The 19,674-nt window shown below is 54.2% G+C and carries 16 protein-coding genes and 1 riboswitch; of the genes, 12 read left to right on the forward strand and 4 right to left on the reverse strand.

The features are described 5' to 3' along the window. Positions 1–41 precede the first annotated feature (41 nt). Both greA and MKY96_RS30310 read left to right on the forward strand, forming a co-directional pair. A complete protein-coding gene (greA, locus tag MKY96_RS30305; protein WP_036691918.1) occupies positions 42–524 on the forward strand; it encodes a transcription elongation factor GreA in 483 nt (160 codons plus the stop codon). Between the two features lie 246 nt (positions 525–770). Continuing rightward, on the forward strand, positions 771–1,697 hold the full coding sequence (locus MKY96_RS30310; RefSeq protein ID WP_340946281.1) for an AEC family transporter: 927 nt from the start codon (positions 771–773) through the stop codon (positions 1,695–1,697). Between the two features lie 299 nt (positions 1,698–1,996). Here MKY96_RS30310 and MKY96_RS30315 read toward each other — a convergent pair whose 3' ends face one another. The 4 genes from MKY96_RS30315 to MKY96_RS30330 form a co-directional block, all read right to left on the reverse strand. After that, positions 1,997–2,380, reverse strand: coding sequence for a VOC family protein (locus MKY96_RS30315; RefSeq protein WP_340946283.1), 384 nt, complete (start codon positions 2,378–2,380; stop codon positions 1,997–1,999). 79 nt (positions 2,381–2,459) lie between these two features. After that, positions 2,460–3,320 (reverse strand): helix-turn-helix domain-containing protein, encoded by an 861-nt coding sequence (locus MKY96_RS30320; protein ID WP_340946284.1) that lies wholly within the window; start codon positions 3,318–3,320, stop codon positions 2,460–2,462. Positions 3,321–3,464: 144 nt separating this feature from the next. Beyond that, positions 3,465–4,640, reverse strand: coding sequence for an ATP-binding response regulator (locus tag MKY96_RS30325; RefSeq protein WP_340946285.1), 1,176 nt, complete (start codon positions 4,638–4,640; stop codon positions 3,465–3,467). A gap of 8 nt (positions 4,641–4,648) precedes the next feature. Further along, on the reverse strand, positions 4,649–8,254 hold the full coding sequence (locus tag MKY96_RS30330; RefSeq protein WP_340946286.1) for a response regulator: 3,606 nt from the start codon (positions 8,252–8,254) through the stop codon (positions 4,649–4,651). 244 nt (positions 8,255–8,498) lie between these two features. Continuing rightward, positions 8,499–8,602: riboswitch (purine riboswitch) on the forward strand. A gap of 184 nt (positions 8,603–8,786) precedes the next feature. Between MKY96_RS30330 and MKY96_RS30335 the strand changes: the two genes are divergently transcribed. The 10 genes from MKY96_RS30335 to MKY96_RS30380 all read left to right on the forward strand — a co-directional run bounded on the left by MKY96_RS30335 (position 8,787) and on the right by MKY96_RS30380 (position 19,503). Further along, on the forward strand, positions 8,787–9,392 hold the full coding sequence (locus MKY96_RS30335; RefSeq protein ID WP_209868713.1) for a xanthine phosphoribosyltransferase: 606 nt from the start codon (positions 8,787–8,789) through the stop codon (positions 9,390–9,392). Then, positions 9,386–10,684, forward strand: a complete 1,299-nt coding sequence (locus MKY96_RS30340; protein WP_340946288.1) for a nucleobase:cation symporter-2 family protein — start codon at positions 9,386–9,388, stop codon at positions 10,682–10,684. Before MKY96_RS30335 ends, MKY96_RS30340 begins: the two co-directional genes overlap by 7 nt. A gap of 138 nt (positions 10,685–10,822) precedes the next feature. Then, positions 10,823–13,894, forward strand: a complete 3,072-nt coding sequence (locus tag MKY96_RS30345) for an ATP-binding protein (protein ID WP_340946289.1) — start codon at positions 10,823–10,825, stop codon at positions 13,892–13,894. A 43-nt stretch (positions 13,895–13,937) separates the two neighbouring features. Beyond that, positions 13,938–15,065 carry a response regulator gene (locus MKY96_RS30350; RefSeq protein WP_340946291.1) on the forward strand — a complete coding sequence of 376 codons (1,128 nt, stop codon included), beginning with the start codon at positions 13,938–13,940 and terminating at the stop codon, positions 15,063–15,065. Positions 15,066–15,210: 145 nt separating this feature from the next. Next, positions 15,211–15,429 (forward strand): hypothetical protein, encoded by a 219-nt coding sequence (locus MKY96_RS30355; RefSeq protein ID WP_036691939.1) that lies wholly within the window; start codon positions 15,211–15,213, stop codon positions 15,427–15,429. Positions 15,430–15,458: 29 nt separating this feature from the next. Continuing rightward, positions 15,459–16,142, forward strand: a complete 684-nt coding sequence (locus tag MKY96_RS30360) for a hypothetical protein (protein WP_340946292.1) — start codon at positions 15,459–15,461, stop codon at positions 16,140–16,142. Beyond that, on the forward strand, positions 16,139–17,362 hold the full coding sequence (locus tag MKY96_RS30365; RefSeq protein WP_340946294.1) for a glutathionylspermidine synthase family protein: 1,224 nt from the start codon (positions 16,139–16,141) through the stop codon (positions 17,360–17,362). Before MKY96_RS30360 ends, MKY96_RS30365 begins: the two co-directional genes overlap by 4 nt. Next, positions 17,349–18,002: a signal peptide protein gene (locus MKY96_RS30370; protein ID WP_340946295.1), complete on the forward strand. Its 654-nt coding sequence runs from the start codon at positions 17,349–17,351 to the stop codon at positions 18,000–18,002. The genes MKY96_RS30365 and MKY96_RS30370 overlap by 14 nt, the downstream gene beginning before the upstream one ends. Then, complete coding sequence (locus tag MKY96_RS30375) at positions 17,999–18,391, forward strand: DUF350 domain-containing protein (RefSeq protein WP_339311995.1); 393 nt, start codon at positions 17,999–18,001, stop codon at positions 18,389–18,391. The genes MKY96_RS30370 and MKY96_RS30375 overlap by 4 nt, the downstream gene beginning before the upstream one ends. Positions 18,392–18,486: 95 nt before the next feature. Next, complete coding sequence (locus tag MKY96_RS30380; protein WP_340946296.1) at positions 18,487–19,503, forward strand: potassium channel protein; 1,017 nt, start codon at positions 18,487–18,489, stop codon at positions 19,501–19,503. Positions 19,504–19,674 lie beyond the last annotated feature (171 nt).

The following is a 19,674-nucleotide window of genomic DNA, read 5'->3' on the forward strand; positions in this document are numbered from 1 at the left end:
TTAGAATACTATAAAGTGAGCAAATAATAGGAGTTGTATACATGTCTAATAATGACGAAGTATTTTTGACCAAAGAAGGCTTGGCCAAGCTGGAGGAAGAGCTGAGGGAACTGAAGGGAGCAGGGCGCAAGGAGCTTGCAGCCCGGCTTAAGCTGGCGATCAGCTACGGCGATCTGAAGGAGAACAGCGAATACCACTCCGCCAAGGAGGATCAATCCTTCATGGAGACCCGCATTATGATTCTCGAGAAGATGCTGATCAAGGCACAGATTGTGGATGCCAGCAATATGGATCTGAGTACAGTCAGCGTAGGCTGCATCGTTATCCTCAACGATGTGGAGTACTCGGAGAAGATCGAATATAGAGTGGTTGGACCGGCGGAAGCCGATGTGCTGGACAACAAGATTTCCTACGAGAGCCCGCTCGGCAAAGAGCTGATCGGCAAAAAGGTAGGCGATATCATCAGCGTCAATGCCCCGATGGGGATCATCAAATACGAGCTGCTTGAGATCAAAATGCTGTAAAATGAAGACCTGACCGGAATCCCGTGGCCCTTAATTTAAGGGTGCGGGATTTTTTTTATGTTTTGGGGTCCCCGCAAAGTACCTGAGTCAACACCTACGCTAAAGCTCCACTTTGTGGGGTTATTTTGTCTGCACGGGCCGGGGGTCATAGGCAATTGCTATCAAGGATATTGCTTCCTTGTCTTAGACGCTCCCTGCCCGGAGGGTTATAGTAGAAATAACTACTACATAGAGGAGTCCTGGCTTGTGATTCAGACTGTACTCACGACACTTGTTGAGGTCATCGTGCCGCTGTCCATTCCGGTGGCCGCCGGAGCGCTGCTTGGACGGTATAAGCAGCTCGATACGAAGCCTCTGCTGACGCTGTACCTGTATTTTCTCAGTCCGGCTATTATTCTCGACACGCTGGCTACGGCAGATATCTCCTTCGATGATGTCTATAAGACACTGGCCTTCTCGCTCATGAACCTGTTTCTGCTGTGGGGTGTGGCGACCCTAATCGGTAAAATGCTGAAGCTGGCTCCGCCGGAGGCCGCCGGCCTGACGCTCATCTCCACCTTCACGAACAGCGTCAATTACGGCCTGCCGCTGGTGCTGCTGGCCTTCGGCCAGCTGGGCCTGGACAAGGCATCGATCTATGTCATCGCCCAGATGGTGATCGTGAATACGATCGGCGTGTATTTTGCCGCCCGGTCACAGTTCTCCGTGCGCAGCGCGGTGAAGTCCGTCTTCTCGCTGCCGGCCATCTACGCCGCCATCCTGGCGCTGCTGCTGCGGGCGCTGGGCCTGCATATGCCGCATGAGCTGGCCTCAGGCGTTGCGATGGCCGCCGGAGCATATTCGCCGGTAGTACTGGCGATCCTCGGCGCGCAGATGGTCAAGGTCCAGGCAGCACATACGGAGCGCAATGTGCAGCTGGCCTTCTGGACGGGGCTGACCGTCCGGCTGGTGCTGGCTCCGCTGCTGGCCGCGCTGGTGCTGCTTGCCCTGAACATCACAGGCACCCTGTTCTCGGTGCTGCTGATTCTGGCCTCCATGCCGGTGGCTGTCAATTCCGTCGTCCTGGCGGAACGCTTCGGCAGCTCGCCTGCGCTGGTCTCGCGCTGTATCGTCTGGACGACGCTGGCCTCCTTCCTGGTCCTGCCGGTGTTGATTGCGGCGGTGGGGGGATAGGGGCGCTGAGGAGCACTGGGTTGATGCGGAGTGCGCAGGCCGAATGTATGCGAAAAACAGCATACAATTTGCTGATACGGGGTGCGCGGACCGAATGTGTGTGAAAAACAGTATACAATTTGCTGATGCGGAGTACGCGGGCCAAATGTATGCGAAAAACAGCATACAATTTGCTGATACGGGGTGCGCGGACCGAATGTATGCGAAAAACAGCATACAATTTGCTGATGCGGAGTACGCGGGCCAAATGTAAGCGAAAAACCGAATAAAGGGGCAATAGCGCCCCCCAGAAGAAATTATTAAGACACAGGTACTTCGCTCATCAGTGCATGTACATTTTGATCGGGGTCCTGAAAGAACGTCATCCAGGTAGCGGTTTGACCCATCTCAGCGACTTTATGCGGCTTGTCCAGAAAATGTACATTCCGCTCGACCAACGTTTCGTACGATGCGTGAATATTGTCAACTTGGAAATAGAACACCGAGCTGGGATGATCGAACCGCGGGTCTTCGGCAATACTCAAGACCAGCTGAATTCCGTTACACTCCAGGAAAGTCATGTTTGGGATCTGAAATAAAAGGTTTAGGCCTAGGGTATCTTGATAGAACCGGGTGGCAGCTTCCATGTCATGTACCCGAATGGATATTTGCCCGATGCCTTTGATTTGAAATTCTGAATTCATGTGAATATCGCTCCCTTGTTATATTGTATGCTCCACATAGTAAATGTAACATGTGCGGATGAAGGTTACTTTTCCAAAATCACTTTTTTCTAAACATCCGGGGTGAGAGTCCCGTTCTTTGTTTAAAAACCTTATTGAAGGAAGAGACATTATCGAAGCCAATACTTAGGCTAATCTCGGTTACACTGCTTTCCGTTTGAGCAAGGAGACGCTGTGCTTCAAGTAACCTTTTATCGATGATGAACTGGTGTGGCGTTCTTTTGAAAAAGTGGCGGAAGCTGCGGATCAGATGGTTTTTAGAGAGACATGAGACCTTTGAGACTTCTTCAAGAGACACATTTTGGTTGTAGTACGCATGCAAGTATTCGTATGCTACGGTTAACCGCCGGAACAGCTCCTCCCTGGTGGCCGGGCGTGTGCCGGGGACGGTATTAATTTCTTGAGCCATCTTCTGATGGACGTTAAGCAGTGCCTGAATTAGATTTTGATACTGTTCATCAAGCCAGAGATTCTCGCTGCCGAGTACAGGTAAGGAATTCTTGAAGTTCTCGATAAGCGCAGTTATCAAATGACTATGGCGGTATGACTTTGTATGAAATTGCAACGGGTGCTTAGATTCTGAAAATGGATCGTCCAAAGACTTCTCTGTTCCGACATGAATGGCTCGATGAAATTCTTCAGCAAAGCCAGTCTTGAAAAAGACACAAAAAGAGTCGACTTCTGTCTCTGACTCAATGGCTATTCCGTACTGCTCCCCCTCATTTAGAAGAAGGTAGCCCTCTTCCTCCACAGCATAATGACCAAGATTTGTTTTGTAATAGGCCCGGCCATTCCGAAATGTCTTGATCGAAAGGGGACCGGTGCCTTCCCAATGATGAGTTGTACTTCGCGCCTGCAGCACGAAGTTTTGCTGGAACAAAGGGAATCTAGAGGTTCCCATCTAAAGAGTTCATCCCCTTCCAGAGTTAATCCATTTCATTCTACAATAGTCCACAGCAATAACAAAGAAGCTCCCGCTTCATGATCTGAAGGGGGAGCTTCTTGTATGCAGTGAGACGGGTTCATGCTGAAGGACGGGGGAGCCTCAGTCCGGCTGGCCTTCAGCGACCTGGATGGTGAAGATGAAGGTAGCCCCGCCCACTACACCCGGCTTGGCATAGATCGTTCCGCCCATGAGGTCGACCAGCATTTTGCAGATGGACAGCCCGAGCCCGGTTCCGCCGAACTTGCGGTTGATGGTGGCCCCGATCTGGGTGAATGGCTGGAACAGATATTTCATCTTGTCTTCTGGAATGCCAATACCGGTATCTTCAATAATGAATTCCAGCTCCAGCAGCTTATCCATAGCCTGCCGGAGATGGACATGCACTTTGACGCCGCCGGTGATCGTGAACTTGATGGCATTGCCGATCAGATTATTCAATACCTGGCGCAGACGGTTGGGGTCACCGATAAGCAGGGCAGGAATGTCAGGATCAATAGAGGTCTCCAGGGTCAGGCTGCGTTCTCTCGCCAGAGCCCTGAACAGATCGACCGTTTCTTTGATGCAGGAGTGAAGATTGAAGAGCTCATAATCCAGCTCCATTTTGCCGGATTCGATCTTGGTGAAGTCCAGGATGTGCGTAATGACAGAGACAAGCGCGTGACCGCTGGTATGAATGATTTCGGCCATCTCCTGGTCGTCCGGGGACAGCTCGGAGGAACGAAGCACATCCGACATGGCGATAATCCCGTTCAGCGGAGTACGGATCTCATGGCTCATCATGGCAAGGAAGCCGCTCTTGATCCGCAGCGCCACCTCGGCGGTCTCCTTCAGCTCGGTCAGGATGCTGTTGGCTGTCTCCAGCTCCTGCGTTTTGAGCTGCAGCTCCTTGCGGGTCTGGTAGAGACGGACGAAGCCGTCAATCTTGCTTTTTAACACGATCGGATGGAACGGCTTGGTCAGGTAGTCAATGGCCCCTGCCGAATAAGCCAACATATAGTTCTCCAGCTCAGAGGTCAGCGAGGTTAGGAAAATAATCGGGATATCCCGTGACTTCTGACGCATCTTAATCCGTTTCGCCGTTTCAAACCCGTTCATGCCAGGCATGAGCACATCCATAATGATCAGGGCGAATTCCTGCTCCAGCAGACATTTCAGAGCATCCATGCCCGAGAGGGCTTGAACCAGCCGGTAGGGCGAATCGGCCAGCAATGCCTGAATGGACAGGAACTCATCTGCCCGGTCATCTACAATCAAAATATTAATCGGATACTCCATGCTGCCTCCTATTGAATCAACCATAATTTCAGCACTCTCACCAGCTGTGTGGTATTAATCGGTTTGGATATATAATCGCTCGCCCCAGCTTCGAGGCATTTGACCCGGTCTTCCTCCAAGGCGCGGGCGGTCAGCGCAATAATGACGATCTGATCATAGTCCGGATTTAGCCGGATATGCTTCATCGTCTCGTAACCATCCATCTCCGGCATCATAATATCCATGAATACCAGTTCAACGCCAGGGTGGGTCTCCAGATGCTCCAGGGCTTCTCTGCCATTCTGGGCAAAGCTGATCTCCATATTATAACCTTCCAGCACACTGGATAACGCAAAAATATTACGCATATCATCATCCACAAGCAGAATGCTTTTCCCGGCAAAAGCGGACTCCGGATTATGCAGGTTCTCGATCAGGCGCTGCTTATCCAAAGGCAGGTCTGCATGCTTGCGGTGGAGGTAGAGGGCCGTATCGTCATAGAGACGTTCCATTGAACGCACGTTCTTGATCACAATACTCTCGGCGTAGTGCTTAAGGCGCTGCTCATCTGTCTTGCTGAGATCCTTGCCTGTATAAATAATCACCGGCAAGGTCTGCAGCTTGCGGTTGGTCTTGACCTGCTCCAGCAGGTCGAAGCCGGAAATATCCGAGAGGCCCAGGTCCAGCACCATACAGTCAAAATGATGGCTGGCCAGATGCTCCATCGCTTCTCTTCCGGTGCCCACTGCAATAATGTTCACATCGGGATGGGCGATGAATTCGACAAGACTGCCGCGCAGAACCTTGTTGTCTTCGACAATCAGCAGACTCTTCACCGGACGGCGGATATAAGTCTCAATCTGGAGAAAGGCTGCTTCCAGCTCTGCATAATCATTCGGCTTCTTCCAGAAGGATAAGGCGCCCATCGACAAGCTCTGCTGGTTCTCCTCGGCTGTCGAGATGACATGCACTGGGATATGCCGCAGTTCCGGCCTGCTCTTCAGGCGGCTGATAATGGACCAGCCGTCCAGAACGGGAAGATGCAGATCCAGCAGGATGGCATCAGGCTTGTAGGCATGGGCCAGGGCAAGCCCCTGATCGCCCTGGAAGGCGACGATGGTCTTGAAGCCCCGGCTGCGCGCCAGCTCCAGCAGCCGGGCGGCGAATTCGGCGTCCTCTTCGATAATCAGCAGGGTAATATCCCCGCTCAGCAGATTGCCCCGGTCATCATCCATTTCCGCATATTGCAGCAGCTTCGGATTGGAGATGGAAATGTCGGGCACGAAGGACTCGCGGAAGGCCGGATTCTCGCGGCGGATAGGCTCGGAAGCCGGAATCTCCGGAGAGGCTGCTGCTGAATAGGCTGCGGCAGCAAGGGTCTGGGCATCCTCTCCCGGTTCCACAGCGGGAATAATGAGGGAGAAGGTGCTGCCCTTGCCTTCCACGGAATCAACCTCAATTCTTCCGCCCAGCAGGGTAGCCAGCTCCCGGCAGATCGTGAGGCCGAGACCGGTGCCGCCGTATTTGCGGCTGGTGGTGCCGTCTGCCTGCTGGAACGCTTCGAAGATGCTCTCCAGCTTGGAAGCGGCTATGCCGATACCGGTATCGCTGACGGCGAAGATGACCTCTTCGCCGCTGGTGCGGATCGACAGGGAGACGGAGCCTTGCTCCGGTGTGAATTTGATGGCGTTGGATAACAGATTATTCAAGACCTGCTGCAATCTGTGACCGTCGGTCATCAGATAATCCGGCAGCCGGTTGTCGGAATGGACATCGAACCGCAGGTTCTTCTTCTTGGCCTGCTGTTCGAAGTGACGGAAGACATGATTGCTGAGATCCTGTGGGGAGACCGGCTCGATTACAGGGGTCATTTTGCCGACCTCAAGCTTCGCCAGATCGAGAATCTCATCGATCAGCTGCAGCAGATCCTTGCCTGCCGAGAAGATCGTATGAACGTATTCCAGCTGCTTCGCTTCCAGATTGCCGTCCTTGTTCTCGGCAAGAATCTGCGAGAGGATCAGCAGGCTGTTCAGCGGGGTGCGCAGCTCATGGGAGACATTGGCCAGGAATTCCGATTTGTACTGCGCGGCCATGAAGATTTCCTGCGCCTGTGCCTGGATCTCCTCCTTTTGCTTCTCAGTAAGCTCGACTTGAAGCAGCAGCTGATCATGGGAGGCAGCCAGCTCCTCCTTCTGGATCAGCAGTTCATCAGCCTGAGTTTGCAATGTATCGGTCTGGGCCTGAAGCTCCTCCGTCTGAGACTGAAGCTCTTCTGTCTGGGCCTGAAGCTGCTCCTTCTGCTCCAGCAATTCACTCGTCTGGGCCTGGAGCTCCTCGGCCTGATCTGCGATCTCGGACTTTTGCATTTCCGTGATTTGCAGCTGCTTCTGCATATCGCGGTTTGCCGCAGAGATCTCGTCGGCCTGGGCCTGGATCTCCATGGTTTGCCGGCGGGAAATCTCCATCTGATTCTGCAATTCCAGGTTGGAGGCATGCAGCTCTTCCGTCTGCTGCCGCAGTTCCTCCGTCTGGGCTTCAATCTCGTCCTTCTGGGCCTCTGTGAGCTTCATTTGTGTCTGAAGCTGTTCATTGGAGGTCAGCAGGCTCTCGGACTGCGCCTCGAGTTCAGTCTTCTGGTCCTGTAACTGGTCGGTCTGCAGCCGCAGCTCCTCTGTCTGGGCCATCAGCTCTTCGGTCTGAGCTTCCAGCTCCTGGGTCTGGGCGGTCAGTTCTTCGGTCTGGGCCTCCAGTTCTTCCTTCTGCAGCTGAGTCTCGCTCAGCAGCTCTTCAATTCTGGCGACATCCGCCAGCGTATTCATCAGCACGCCCATGTTCTGTCCGGTGCGTTCAATCAGCTGCATCTCCTTGGAGTTGAACGGGCTTAAGGCAGCCAGTTCCATGACTGCTACAACTTCCTGTTCATGCTTAATAGGGACTATAATCAGCGAGGAGGGCGCAGCCTCCCCCAGGCCGGAGCGGACCTTGATATAATTCTCTGGTAGATCCTGCAGTACGATCATCTGCTGATCCAGCGCGCATTGTCCGACCAGGCCGCTGCCCAGCGGTATGGACTCCTGTTGCCCTGAAGCATCATCGAAGGCATAGCCGGCCGCGAAGTTCAGCTGCCCCCCCTGCTTCAGATAGATCGCCCCGTAGCTTCCGCCGACAGCGGTAGCCAGCCTGCCGATGAACACACGCGAGGCCGTCCTCAGCTGGACAGAGCCTTGAAGCAGCAGCGCCATCTCAGACACCTGCGTATTAATCCAGGCCTGTTCCTCGGCTCTAAGCCGCAGTTCGCGCTCATCGGCGGTTCTGTGATGGAGCTCAGCTGCCAGCCCGAAAAAGGAAGCTGAAAGCTGGCCAAATTCATCCTTCCGGACAGTAGCCGCAGCAGCAGGGTCAAAAATGCCTGCTGCGATATCCTGTGAGATCTCCGTGATCCGGCCCAGGCCGCGGTCTATATTTCGCTGAATACTGTACAGAATGCCGATACTAACCAGAATGCCGCCCGCGCCTAATCCTGCTGTAAGCAGGCGCGGGCCACCCTCCATAAAGAGGATAGATATAGTAATCATACTGCCTAGCAGCAGGATAGAAGCTGATGCAGCTAACCAAACCTGTTGTTTTATTCTCATTGTCCGCCGCCTTTGTTCAGTTAGAATGCTAAGCTATATAATTATAGCTTTTATGGAGCTTCAGTGATATAGAAGACATGAAGAATACACCTTAAACCTAAAATTTACAAGGCTTTCCGGAGGCAGGCCCGCTTTTGCCGGAGTTTTCATGAAAACTTTGAAATCACCGCAATTTACTTAAAATTTTGCTTGTAAGCAGCGAGTAGAGCGTGTAAGATAACAAACATGATTCATTCTGAGTTCAAATAACAGATTTCATATAACTCATATAATCTTGGGAATATGGCCCATAAGTTTCTACCGGATAGCCACTGTAATTATCCGACTATGAGTGAAATAGCGCATCTAGGGTTCCGTTTCTTGTGCTGCGGCACGGGAAAGACTGGTCCAAGCGATGCGGACACGTATATGTGTTACACCACCAAGGGACAAAAACCCAGAAGGACAGATTCACTTGAGAGAAACACTCAGGGAATCTGTCCTTTTTATTTTATCTGTCTTTTTTTATTTCTAAGGAGGAAGATCCGCTGTAATGAAAGTATTAGAAGAACGCATTAGACAAGAAGGCTTAATTCTATCGGAGACTGTGCTGAAAGTGGACTCATTTCTTAACCATCAGGTAGACACGGCGCTTGCGCTTGCGATCGGGAAGGAATTCGCAGCAGTCTTCGGAGACCGGCAGATCACCAAGGTGCTGACTGTGGAGGCCAGCGGCATTCAGTTCGCCATGGCGGCGGGAATTGCGCTGGGTGTTCCGTTCATCTACGCCAAGAAGAAGAAGGCAGTCACCTTGTCCGAAGCGGTGTATTCGGCACCGGTTCACTCCTTCACCCGTCAGGAGGACTACCAGATCAGCATCTCGCAGAAATATCTCGGGCCGGACGATACCGTATTGATCGTTGATGATTTCCTGGCTACCGGCGCGGCGCTTGTAGGGCTATGCGATATCGTAGCAGAGTCGGGGGCGCAGCTGGCCGGGGTCGGCTGTGTCATCGAGAAGAGCTTCCAGGAGGGACGCGGTCTGCTGGAGCAGCGCGGAGTTCCGGTGTATTCCCTGGCACGGATTGCTTCCATGTCGCCGGGTGAGATTCATTTCATAGATAATGAAGGATTAATCAAGGAGCGTGCAGGATGTTAAGCAAACAGAAGATACTGGCCCTAGGGCTTCAGCATGTACTGGCGATGTATGCCGGAGCGGTCATAGTACCGCTGGTTGTCGGGGGAGCACTCAACTTGAATGGTACGCAGATGGCGTATCTGATTGCAGCGGATCTGTTCACCTGTGGACTGGCGACCCTGCTGCAGATTATGGGCAGCAAATATTTCGGAAGCGGGCTGCCGGTTGTTCTCGGCTGTACCTTCACAGCCGTTAGCCCGATTATCGCCATCGCTTCAGGCTCCAATCTGGCAACGGCTTATGGCGCAATCATTATCTCCGGGTTGTTCGTGGTGCTGGCAGCCCCGGTGTACGGGAAGCTGCTGAAGTTCTTCCCGACCGTGGTCACCGGCTCGGTAGTCACAATTATCGGACTGTCGCTGATTCCCGTAGCGATGAATAATGTGGCCGGCGGCCAGGGCAGCGCCGACTTCGGGCAGCCCCGCAATCTGCTGCTGGCTCTGATCACACTGCTCGTTATTCTGGCCGTTAACCGGCTGACCACAGGGTTCCTGCGCTCCGTATCCGTGCTGGTAGGACTTGTAGTGGGTACAGTAATCGGCTATGCCATGAGCATCGTTCATTTCTCTACCGTGACCACAGCTTCCTGGGTCAGCGTTGCACAGCCGTTCTACTTCGGCTGGCCTCAGTTCAGCATTACCGCCATATTCACAATGATCATCGTCAATATTGTGTCTATGGTCGAATCCACCGGGGTCTACTTTGCCGTAGGTAAGGCGACGGACCAGCAGGTGGAGCAGAAGCAGATCGTGAACGGCCTGCGTTCCGAGGGACTGGCCATCATGCTGGGGGGCCTGTTCAATGCCTTCCCGTACACCGCATTCTCCCAGAATGTCGGCTTGCTGTCGCTGACGCGGGTGAAGACGCGGAATGTTATTTTTGCAGCAGGCGGAATTATGATCGTACTTGGTCTGCTGCCGAAGCTGGCGGCACTGACTACAGTGGTGCCGAATGCGGTGCTGGGCGGGGCGATGATTGTCATGTTCGGCTCGGTCGCTGCTTCAGGTATGTCGATTCTGTCCGATGTGGATCTGCGCAAGGACGGCAATCTGCTGATTGCTGCCTGCAGCATCGCGGTGGGCCTCGGCTCTGCAGTGCTTCCGTCCATGTTCGACCAGCTGCCGGAGTTCGCCAGAATGCTGCTGCAGAACGGAATCGTGTCGGGGTCGCTGACAGCGATCATTCTGAATATCTTCTTGTCGAAGACCCAGGAGAGTGCGGTTCCTGCCGCAGCCGCTCCGGAAACGAAGTAAAATATTCCATCCGCGTAGCTCTAATAAGATGAACAGCCGATTCCGAAATAAATGGAACTCGGCTTTTTTTTTGCTTCAGATGAACGGAGCCTGTTGTATAATTTATACAATGACAACTAGAAGGGACTGGCAGAGGACATGAGAAAGTATTGGCTGAGCATTCTCGGCAGTCTGGTGCTGGTGTTGATCGTTCCGCTGCTCTCGGTCCTCCAGACACATCAGATTAAGGGAGACAGGCCGCAGGCGGTGCAGGGTGTGATTGACCTTCGCTCCTGGGACGCCCGCCACGACGGGATTATGAAGCTGGACGGAGAGTGGGAGCTGTACCGGGATGTACTGCTGTCGCCCGGGGATTTCCATCCGGTGAACGCTGGTAAGGAGGTCCCCGCCCCCTCAACGATGATTCAGGTCCCGGGGAAGTGGAACGACGATATCTCCGAACAGGGCGAGCGCAGAGCCAAAGGCTATGCTACATACCGCCTTCAGGCGATGATTGCCCCAGGGGAAGACATGGTCTACGGCCTGCGCACCAGCAACATCCGCAGTGCCAGCAAGGTCTATCTGAACGGGCAGGAGATTGGAAGCAGCGGAACCCCGGCAGCCTCGGCCTCTGAGGGCAGACAGAATAACATGCCTTTTATGGGATTCGCCTCGGTAACCGGGGATACCATGGAGATTATTGTGCAGGCAGCTAACTACAGCTACTCCTCAGGCGGGATCGTTCAGCCGATTGTGATCGGTAATCAGGCCGCTATTTTGAAGCACAGGGAATTTGCCCTGTTTGTAGACGGGGCTGCACTGATCGGATTCTTCGTGCTAGCCCTCTTCCTGCTGATGTTCTCCAAGGTGAGGGAGAGCCGGGGGGTCACATTGTATCTGGGCTTGTTCTGCATAGCGGCTTTTGTCTACATTTTTACGCACGGCGAAAAGCTTATCCTGGCGGCACTGCCGGGCTTCCCTTACGAGATTATACTCAAGCTGCAGCTCGCGTCCTCTACACTGGTCTATTATTATCTGCTGCACTATGTCGCCAATTCAGTGAATTACCCGATGTCTATCGGGGTAATTAAGGCCTCCAGGCTGGTTACGGCATTCCTGCTGCTGATTGCTGCCTTCGTCCCGGCCTATCTGTTCAGCTATCTGGAGGTGCTGCTGCTGACCTGGGGCTCGGTAAGCCTGGGCTTCGTGCTCTACTCCATGGTCCAGGGCACCCGGCGCAATCCGAAGAATATGTTCCTGATGATGGTCAGTATTGAAAGCCTGAGCGTGGTCATTATCTATTATCTGGTCAGCTTCATGGGCATGACCTTCAGCTATTTCATCATCTCCTACGAGATACTCCTGTTCGGGTTCGTGCAGGCGATCCTTATGACCCGGCAATACGCAGCTTCCTTCCGCGAAGTGGAACAGCTCTCACGCCGCCTTTTGTCGCTTGACGGCTTGAAGGATGACTTCATCTCCGATACCTCGCAGGAGCTGCGGAGGCCGCTGCAGGGAATTGTCAACATGGCCAAGGTGCTGGCTCAGGGGACGGCCGGCTCCATCAGCGCTGCCCAGCAGGATCAGCTGCTCACGATTGTCTCCACCGGCAAGCGGCTTACAGCCCTGATCCATGATATGTCGGACTTTGCGAAGCTGAATCACGGCGCGCTCTTCCTGCGCCGGCAGGCCGTCGATCTCCGCATGGCAGCTTCCTCCATTATGGCGGTCACCCGTCAGGTCTACGGCAACAGCCAGCTGGAATTCCGGCTGAATCTGCCGGAGCAGCTTCCGCTGCTGGAGACGGATGAGCAGCGGTTCGCTCAGATTCTGCATAATTTACTCGCAAGTGCAGTGAATTATACGCCCAGAGGCGTGATAACGCTGTCTGCTGAGGTTAAAGAAGAGTATGTTGCCATCATCATAACAGACACTGGCCAGGGTATCGCGCCTGAGCGTCTGCGTACGATCTTCGATGCCAATGATCCAAGCGGTCCTGCCGCCAGTAAGGTCTACCGTGAGAACGGGCTTGGCCTCAGCATTACCCAGAGGCTGGTAGAACTGACGGGCGGGGAGATTGAGGTGCATTCCGAACTGGGGCAAGGCTCCGTCTTCAGCTTCACCCAGCCGATCCTGCAGAGGAGTCATGCACTGCTGGAGGAGGAATTCGGAGAGCTTCACGGCTGGGAGACGGCGCCTTCGTACACGCTTCACGGAGAAGAACCTGTGCAGCTGCCGGCTGAAGACTGCTGCTCCATTCTGGTAGTGGATAATGATCCCGTTAACCTCCGCGTGCTGGTAGGCGTATTGCAGCTGGATAACCATTCTGTGATTACCGCCAGCAGCGGGGCTGAGGCGATCCAGATCATCCAGCAGCATCCTGAGCTTGATCTGGTGATTGCCGACTGGGTAATGCCGGAGATGCCCGGGCTTCTGCTCTGTAAGGCCATCCGTGAACGGTTCACCTTGTCCGAGCTGCCGATTCTGGTACTGATGGCGAGCAGCCGCCCTGATGATATCCTCGCAGCCTTCGAGGCCGGAGCGAATGATTATCTGAGCAAGCCGGTGGAGGTGCGCGAATTCAAGGCACGGATGCAGACCCTGCTGGATATGCGCAAGTCGATCCGTGTATCTGTCCAGTCGGAGATTGCCTTCCTCCAGGCGCAGATCAAGCCGCATTTCTTATATAATGCGCTGAATGCCATTATATCGGTCTGTCCGGAGGACCCGGACAAGGCCACGGAGCTGCTGCTGGACCTCAGCCAATACCTGCGGAGCAGCTTCGACTTCCAGAACCGGGGACAGACGGTATCCATGGAGAAGGAGCTGGGACTGGTCAAATCCTATCTTGCGCTGGAGCAGGCGAGGTTCGATGAACGGCTGAACATCGAGTTCGATGTGCCGGAAGATGTGATGGCTATGGTTCCGCCGCTGAGCATCCAGCCGATTGTGGAGAATGCCGTGAATCATGGCCTGATGCAGAAGGAGGCCGGAGGAACGGTACGGCTGACCGTCGAGCTGCTGCCCGGCTGTCTCAAGGTAGCAGTCACGGATGACGGTGTAGGTATGACCCCGGAGAAGATTGCGGAGGTCCTCTCGGAAGAGCGGACAGATGGGGGCATCGGACTGCGCAATATTCAGCACCGCCTGCTCAAGATGTATGGAGCAGGCCTGAATATTGACAGTGTACCGGGAAGAGGGACCGCTATATCATATACTATCCCCACCTAAAGGCATTTGAGAACTACGAACGAAGAGGAGGTGAGTCCGACTGATGAAGGCCATATTGATTGACGATGAGAAGCCGGCGCTGCAGCATCTGGAGCGTATGCTCCTGAAGGATGGGCGTGTGGAAATCACCGGGAAATTCACCTCGGCACGCCTGGGACTTGCGCATCTGGAACGGGAGAAGGCGGATATTGTCTTCCTGGATATCGGGATGCCGGAGATGAACGGGCTGGAAGCAGGTGAATACATTGCCGGTATGGACCGGAGCACCCGGATTGTCTATATTACCGCATACAGCGAGTATGCGATCGAAGCCTTTGAACTCAATGCAGCTGATTATTTGCTGAAGCCGGTGACCTCCCAGCGGTTAAGCAAAACCCTTGAGCGGCTGGAAGTCGGCAAGGAGAGTCCTGAAGTGAAGATGCCGCCTACACCGGCGCCTGTCAAGGAGCTGTCAATCCTCTGCTTCCACCGGCTTGAATTCACAGACAGCACGGAGCCGGGGCGCAAAATGCAGTGGAGAACCAGCAAGGCGCAGGAGGTCTTCGCCTTGCTGCTGCATAACCGCGGCCAGTGGATACTCAAGGACACCATTGTGGATCTCGTCTGGCCCGATTTCAAGCCCGAGAAGGCCGTAACGAACCTGCATACTACGGTATACCATATCCGCAAGCTGCTGAAGGCCTGGGATATGGAGGTGCTCGTCGAATTCTCGCAGGAGCGGTACAGGCTGACCAAGGAGCAGGTGCTGCTGGATGTGGAGGAGTTCGAGCTGGGCTATGCCGGTACGCCTGTGGAGTCAGAAGAGGAATGGCTGCGCCGGGAAAAGATATTGAAGCTGTACCGTGGAGACTACCTGCAGGAGCATCATTACGACTGGGCAGAGATCCGGCGCAAGGAGCTGCAGGTCCGGTATATCCGCATGGCGCTGCATTCCGCCGAATATGAGCTGTCCTCCGGGCGGCCCCGGCTGGCACTGGAGAGGCTGCTGGAGCTGCAGGCAGCCGATCCTTATTCCGACCAGCTCTGCAGGCTGATTCTGCGAAGTTACGCCGACCTGGGGGATTTCATCGGATTCAGGACACACTACGATAAATACAAGGAGCTCCTGGAGAATGAGCTGGGCATCCGCCCTGACCAGGTCATGGACAGCTGGGTCCAGAAGGTATTGTAAGTCCGTAGCCGGCCACTGCAAAACTGCTTGTTGTCATTATTATTTATATGCTGTGGTATACATATTCAAGGCTGCGGGAGTTGAAACGAAAGAGTCATAGCAGCGTATCAGAAGCATACGAGTATTCAAGAGGAGATGGAGTAGAATGGATAACGGGTTGAAGGTCATCCTGTTCGAGAAGCTGCCTGAAGGCGACCTGCAAATGATTGAAGAGCGCGTCTGGAGCATGAATATGGTTACGGCGCTTGAGCATGTCAATTATATTGTCGTTGGCGGCCGTGAGTTCGAGGCGGTAGAGGGAAGGCTGAATGTGGATGAAGGGAAGCTGGAGCTTCTGCTGGTTCCTATGCGTACGGAAGGTTAAGGATGAATACCAGGAAAGGAGGCCCCAAGTTGGCAAAAGACGAAAATGCTAAAGAACCCGCAGTCAGCAGGCTGTTCACCCCGGACGGCAAACCGGTCCGCGTATTATCCACCTCGCTCGGCATTGCCCTGCTGGCTAACGCGTTATTCATTCCCGGAGGTGCAGGCGCAAGCGGCACAGGCGGTGAGGAGCCTAAGCTGGTCTCCTGGTCTACCGAGGAGGTTAAGCAATACTTCGACAAGAATGTAGACTGGAGTATTCCATATCCGGAAGACCAGGAAGAGAAGGTCCAGGAAGGGCAAGGGGCAGTAACCTCTGGCGGCACGACGGTAATCAACAACTACGGCGGGTATAACTCGGGCTTCGGCTGGGATGATGTGCTTCTGTATCACATGCTCTTCAATAGCGGTTCGTTCTACTCTTCCAGAGGCTGGTACAATGACCGGCCTACTTATTATGGTGGTACACGCAATACCTATAAGCCGCCTTCCTATAATAGCGGACGATTCCAGAACAAGCCGGTGGCCGGCTCGGTGGTGAAGCCGAAGACCTCAACTTCATCCACCGGCTCCATTACCAGAAGGAATACCTCTTCCAAATCGGGCGGTATCGGCGGCACCTCCAGCGGGCTGGGTTCGAGCAAATCCAAATCCGGCTCTAAAAGCTCCGGCAAAAGCTCGGTGCGCTCCGGCAAGAGCGGGTTCGGCGGATGATCCGGGCGGAGCAGGCATTCGAGTATATAGACCAGTCCGGTCTGGAGCGCGCTCCCCGGGTTGAGCGGCTGCATGAGCTGGGCTTCACCTGGGCCGATCTGGAGGACGAGGAATACTGGCTGGATGCGGTGGCTGTGATGCGCAGCGAGACCTATCAGGAATTGAAGGAAGCCGCCGCCGCGCTCTGGGCGATTCTGGATAAGGCCGTGCGTTATGTCCATCTCAGACATGACCTGTACGACCTGCTGGGGATTCCGCCGGTGCTGTGGCAGATGCTGGATGACTGTCCGTTGCCGGAGCCGGGATTGATCAGCCGGTATGCCCGGTTCGATTTTGCCGTGGCAGGTGATGGTACGATTAAGCTGCTGGAGCTGAATGCGGATACTCCGACCGGCTATGTGGAGGCTTCCATTGCAACGCCGTGGATCTGCGCGGAAGCAGGCGTCGGAAGCGCGAATGCAGCCATGAAGCAGCAGCTTGCTGCAGCCTGGGGCGTGGAGCGCCCCGACACGGTAGCCTGTGTGGATTATGGCAGCCATGAGGAGGACAGCGGAACGATTGAGGCTCTGGCCGCGCATAGCGGACTGGATGTCCGCTGTGTCGATTGCCTGGATTTGTGGATTGATGAGGGTGTGGTCAAGGACGGAGAGAACCGGATCATAGAGCGGATGTTCGCGCTGTATCCGAAGGAGTGGATGGCCGTAGATGAAGGAGGCGAGGCTCTGGCCTACGCCATTGAGAGCGGGAAGCTCCAGCTGTTCAACGGACCGCATAGCATCATTCTCCAGTCCAAGGGGCTGATGGCCGCTGTCTGGGGAATGTACGAGCTTGGCCTGCTGTTCACAGAGCCGGAACGCGAGGCCATCTCCCGGTACATCCTGCCGACGTACAATAAGGCAGTGTTCTCAGAGAGCTTTGTATCCAAATCTGTATTCGGCCGCGAAGGCGGATCTGTACGGATCTTTGATGACAGCGGCGCGCTTGAGATCGAAGACGAGGAGGGCTACGACAGCAGCCAGCTCTTCCCCGTGGTCTATCAGAAAAGGGCAGAAATGGCCCGGATCATGACGGCGGAGGGTGAGCTGCACCTGCTGACCGGCATATTCGTCATTAACGGAACGCCCTGCGGGCTGCTTGGCCGGGCCGGCGGGCCGATTACAGGCAATGCCAGTCATTTTATCGCGCTAGGAGTGAGGGGGCTTGAAGATGTTCAAGGATAGAGAGGGGCATGCTGCCGGGCGCAGAGCCCGGGGCACCCTGCTGACTACAGTGCTGCTGCTGGCGGTTATGGTGCTGAGTGCATGCTCAGCGAACAGCGACAGTGTATTTCATACCGGCACTGATACGTCGGATAGTGTATCGCGTGTACCATGGGATTACCGGGTGGTGGAAGGCAAGGTTGGCGATCTGGTCGGCAGCGATATGACTATATTGCCGGATAATGAGCTGCTTCCCAACGACGGGAATTATGCTACAGGCGACACCGTCTGGACGCTCCAGTTCATGGATGCCGAGCTGATAACGGACGCTGACCAGAAGAATGAGATTAAGCTGTCCGCCTGGACGACACTTAAGTCTTACGCCGACCAGAAGGCGGCCACAGAGGATCTGGCTAATCTCAAGGTGTCCATCACAACGGATGTGGACCTGGTTGGCGTGTACAAGACGGAATACCAGAGCAAGACCAGAAATTTCGCAGTGCTGGAGCTGCCTTCCGGCAACCGGATCAAGCAGCCGATTGACGACAAGCGCTATACCGCGCTGGAGAAGCAGAAGAAAGTCTCAGTGGTGCTGGAGGAAGTACATGATTTCGCCGACTATGATTCGGCCTATGCGAAATTTCGGGGGTGGGCTAAATGACGATCGTAATTAATCTGGTGGTTAGTATTCTGACCATTGTTCTGCTTCAGGTGCTGGGTATGGTGATCTTCGCGCTCATGACTCCATTCAAGGATATGGAGGAGCTGAAAAAGGGAAATGTTGCGGTAGGCCTGGCGTTCGGCGGCAAGTTCCTGGCTACGGCGGTCATTCTAGGCGTGGCGGCCTACACAAATACCTCCATCTGGTTCATGATGCTCTGGTTCGCTGTGGGGTATGTCTGCCTGATTGCTTCTTACTGGATCTTCGAGCTATTCACGCCCGGCTTCCGGATTTCAGAGCAGCTGGAGAAGGGAAATGTTGCGGTCGGCGTCATGCTCTGCATGGTGTTCATCGGGACGGCCTTTGCGGTCAGCAGTCTAATTATTTAGAAAGCCTGGCAGGCGGTCAGCGGCTGCGCTCCGCGAGGGACTTGGTGCAGGCTGCTGCCCGCCGGCTCAATTCACCCGGGAGGCAGGGATGAGCATTGCATTTTCTAATCCAATTATCCGGTAAGCTGCTTCATCTCAAGAAGAAGTCCATTGCCTTTATTATTCTGGCCTTCATTCTTCTGAGCGCAACCATCGCCTTCCTGCTGGAGCCGGATACGTTTCATAGCTGGTTCAACGCCTTTTATTGGGTAATGACCACCATGGCTACCGTCGGGTATGGCGATTACTTTGCCGCTACCGTCACCGGCAAGGTGTTTACGATTTTCTTATATATCTTTGGCATCGGTCTGCTCAGTCTGGTGATCGGCAAGATTATCGATGCCATGGGCGAGATGCAGCGCAGGAGAGGAGCCGGAACCTTGACCTTTCACGGGCACAATCATGTGGTGCTGATTAACTGGAACCGCAAGACACAGGCGGCAGTGGATGAGATTCTGTGTTACGACGGGGAATGCAAAGTAGTCATTATTGATGAGAACGGACGGCATCCGCTGGAATCCATGGAGCAGGTCCACTTCATCAGCGGCGATGCTGCGAGCGATGACATTCTGCTGAAGGCGAATATCGGGAGCGCCAGAGCAGCGATTGTGTTCAGCGACACCCGTATTGACGAAGCTTCCTTAAGCGACGGCAAGTCGCTGTTGATTGCTTCCAGCATTGAGCGGATTGCCCCGCAGGTACATACTACCGTAGAGATTATGCAGGAGAAGAACATTCAGAACTTCAAGCATGTGCAGGTGAACGAGTTCGTGCTCTCCCATGATGCCATCTCCAGACTGGCCGTCCGCTCTGCCCTGCAGGAGGGCAATTCAGAGGTCATTACTCAGCTGCTCAGCCGCGAGCACGGGGATGATATCTTTGAGATTCCCCGCCGCAGCGGCTGGACAACCTATGGAGAGGCCTTTCAGGATCTGCTGCGCCAGGGGGCGACCCTGTTGTCCGACCGGGGCGATCTGGGCATTAACCGTAAGCTTGACCAGGCGATTCCGGCAGACGCTAGACTCTACATCGTCGCTGATGAGGCTACGTACCGGAGAATTAAAGAGAGCTAGAGATAGAGAATACCTAAGCATTCATAAGAGCTGTTCCAGTCGTTAAGACATGGAGTGGCTCTTTTTCTGGCGGAAAAGGAGAAATATGTGATAGCGGCACATAATGTTTGAAGAAACAGTAAATAATGTGACAATAATTACCGTTATATTAGTATGGATCAATTGGTAGTT

It is taken from the genome of Paenibacillus sp. FSL R7-0302, from assembly GCF_038006885.1.
Taxonomy (GTDB): Bacteria; Bacillota; Bacilli; order Paenibacillales; family Paenibacillaceae; genus Paenibacillus_AQ.

Coding starts and splice junctions, on each gene's coding strand:
- greA (WP_036691918.1), top strand. CDS start 42: ATGTCTAATAATGACGAAGTATTTTTGACCAAAGAAGGCTTGGCCAAG.
- MKY96_RS30315 (WP_340946283.1), bottom strand. CDS start 2,380: ATGAATTCAGAATTTCAAATCAAAGGCATCGGGCAAATATCCATTCGG.
- MKY96_RS30320 (WP_340946284.1), bottom strand. CDS start 3,320: ATGGGAACCTCTAGATTCCCTTTGTTCCAGCAAAACTTCGTGCTGCAG.
- MKY96_RS30325 (WP_340946285.1), bottom strand. CDS start 4,640: ATGGAGTATCCGATTAATATTTTGATTGTAGATGACCGGGCAGATGAG.
- MKY96_RS30330 (WP_340946286.1), bottom strand. CDS start 8,254: ATGAGAATAAAACAACAGGTTTGGTTAGCTGCATCAGCTTCTATCCTG.
- MKY96_RS30335 (WP_209868713.1), top strand. CDS start 8,787: ATGAAAGTATTAGAAGAACGCATTAGACAAGAAGGCTTAATTCTATCG.
- MKY96_RS30340 (WP_340946288.1), top strand. CDS start 9,386: ATGTTAAGCAAACAGAAGATACTGGCCCTAGGGCTTCAGCATGTACTG.
- MKY96_RS30345 (WP_340946289.1), top strand. CDS start 10,823: ATGAGAAAGTATTGGCTGAGCATTCTCGGCAGTCTGGTGCTGGTGTTG.
- MKY96_RS30350 (WP_340946291.1), top strand. CDS start 13,938: ATGAAGGCCATATTGATTGACGATGAGAAGCCGGCGCTGCAGCATCTG.
- MKY96_RS30355 (WP_036691939.1), top strand. CDS start 15,211: ATGGATAACGGGTTGAAGGTCATCCTGTTCGAGAAGCTGCCTGAAGGC.
- MKY96_RS30365 (WP_340946294.1), top strand. CDS start 16,139: ATGATCCGGGCGGAGCAGGCATTCGAGTATATAGACCAGTCCGGTCTG.
- MKY96_RS30370 (WP_340946295.1), top strand. CDS start 17,349: ATGTTCAAGGATAGAGAGGGGCATGCTGCCGGGCGCAGAGCCCGGGGC.
- MKY96_RS30375 (WP_339311995.1), top strand. CDS start 17,999: ATGACGATCGTAATTAATCTGGTGGTTAGTATTCTGACCATTGTTCTG.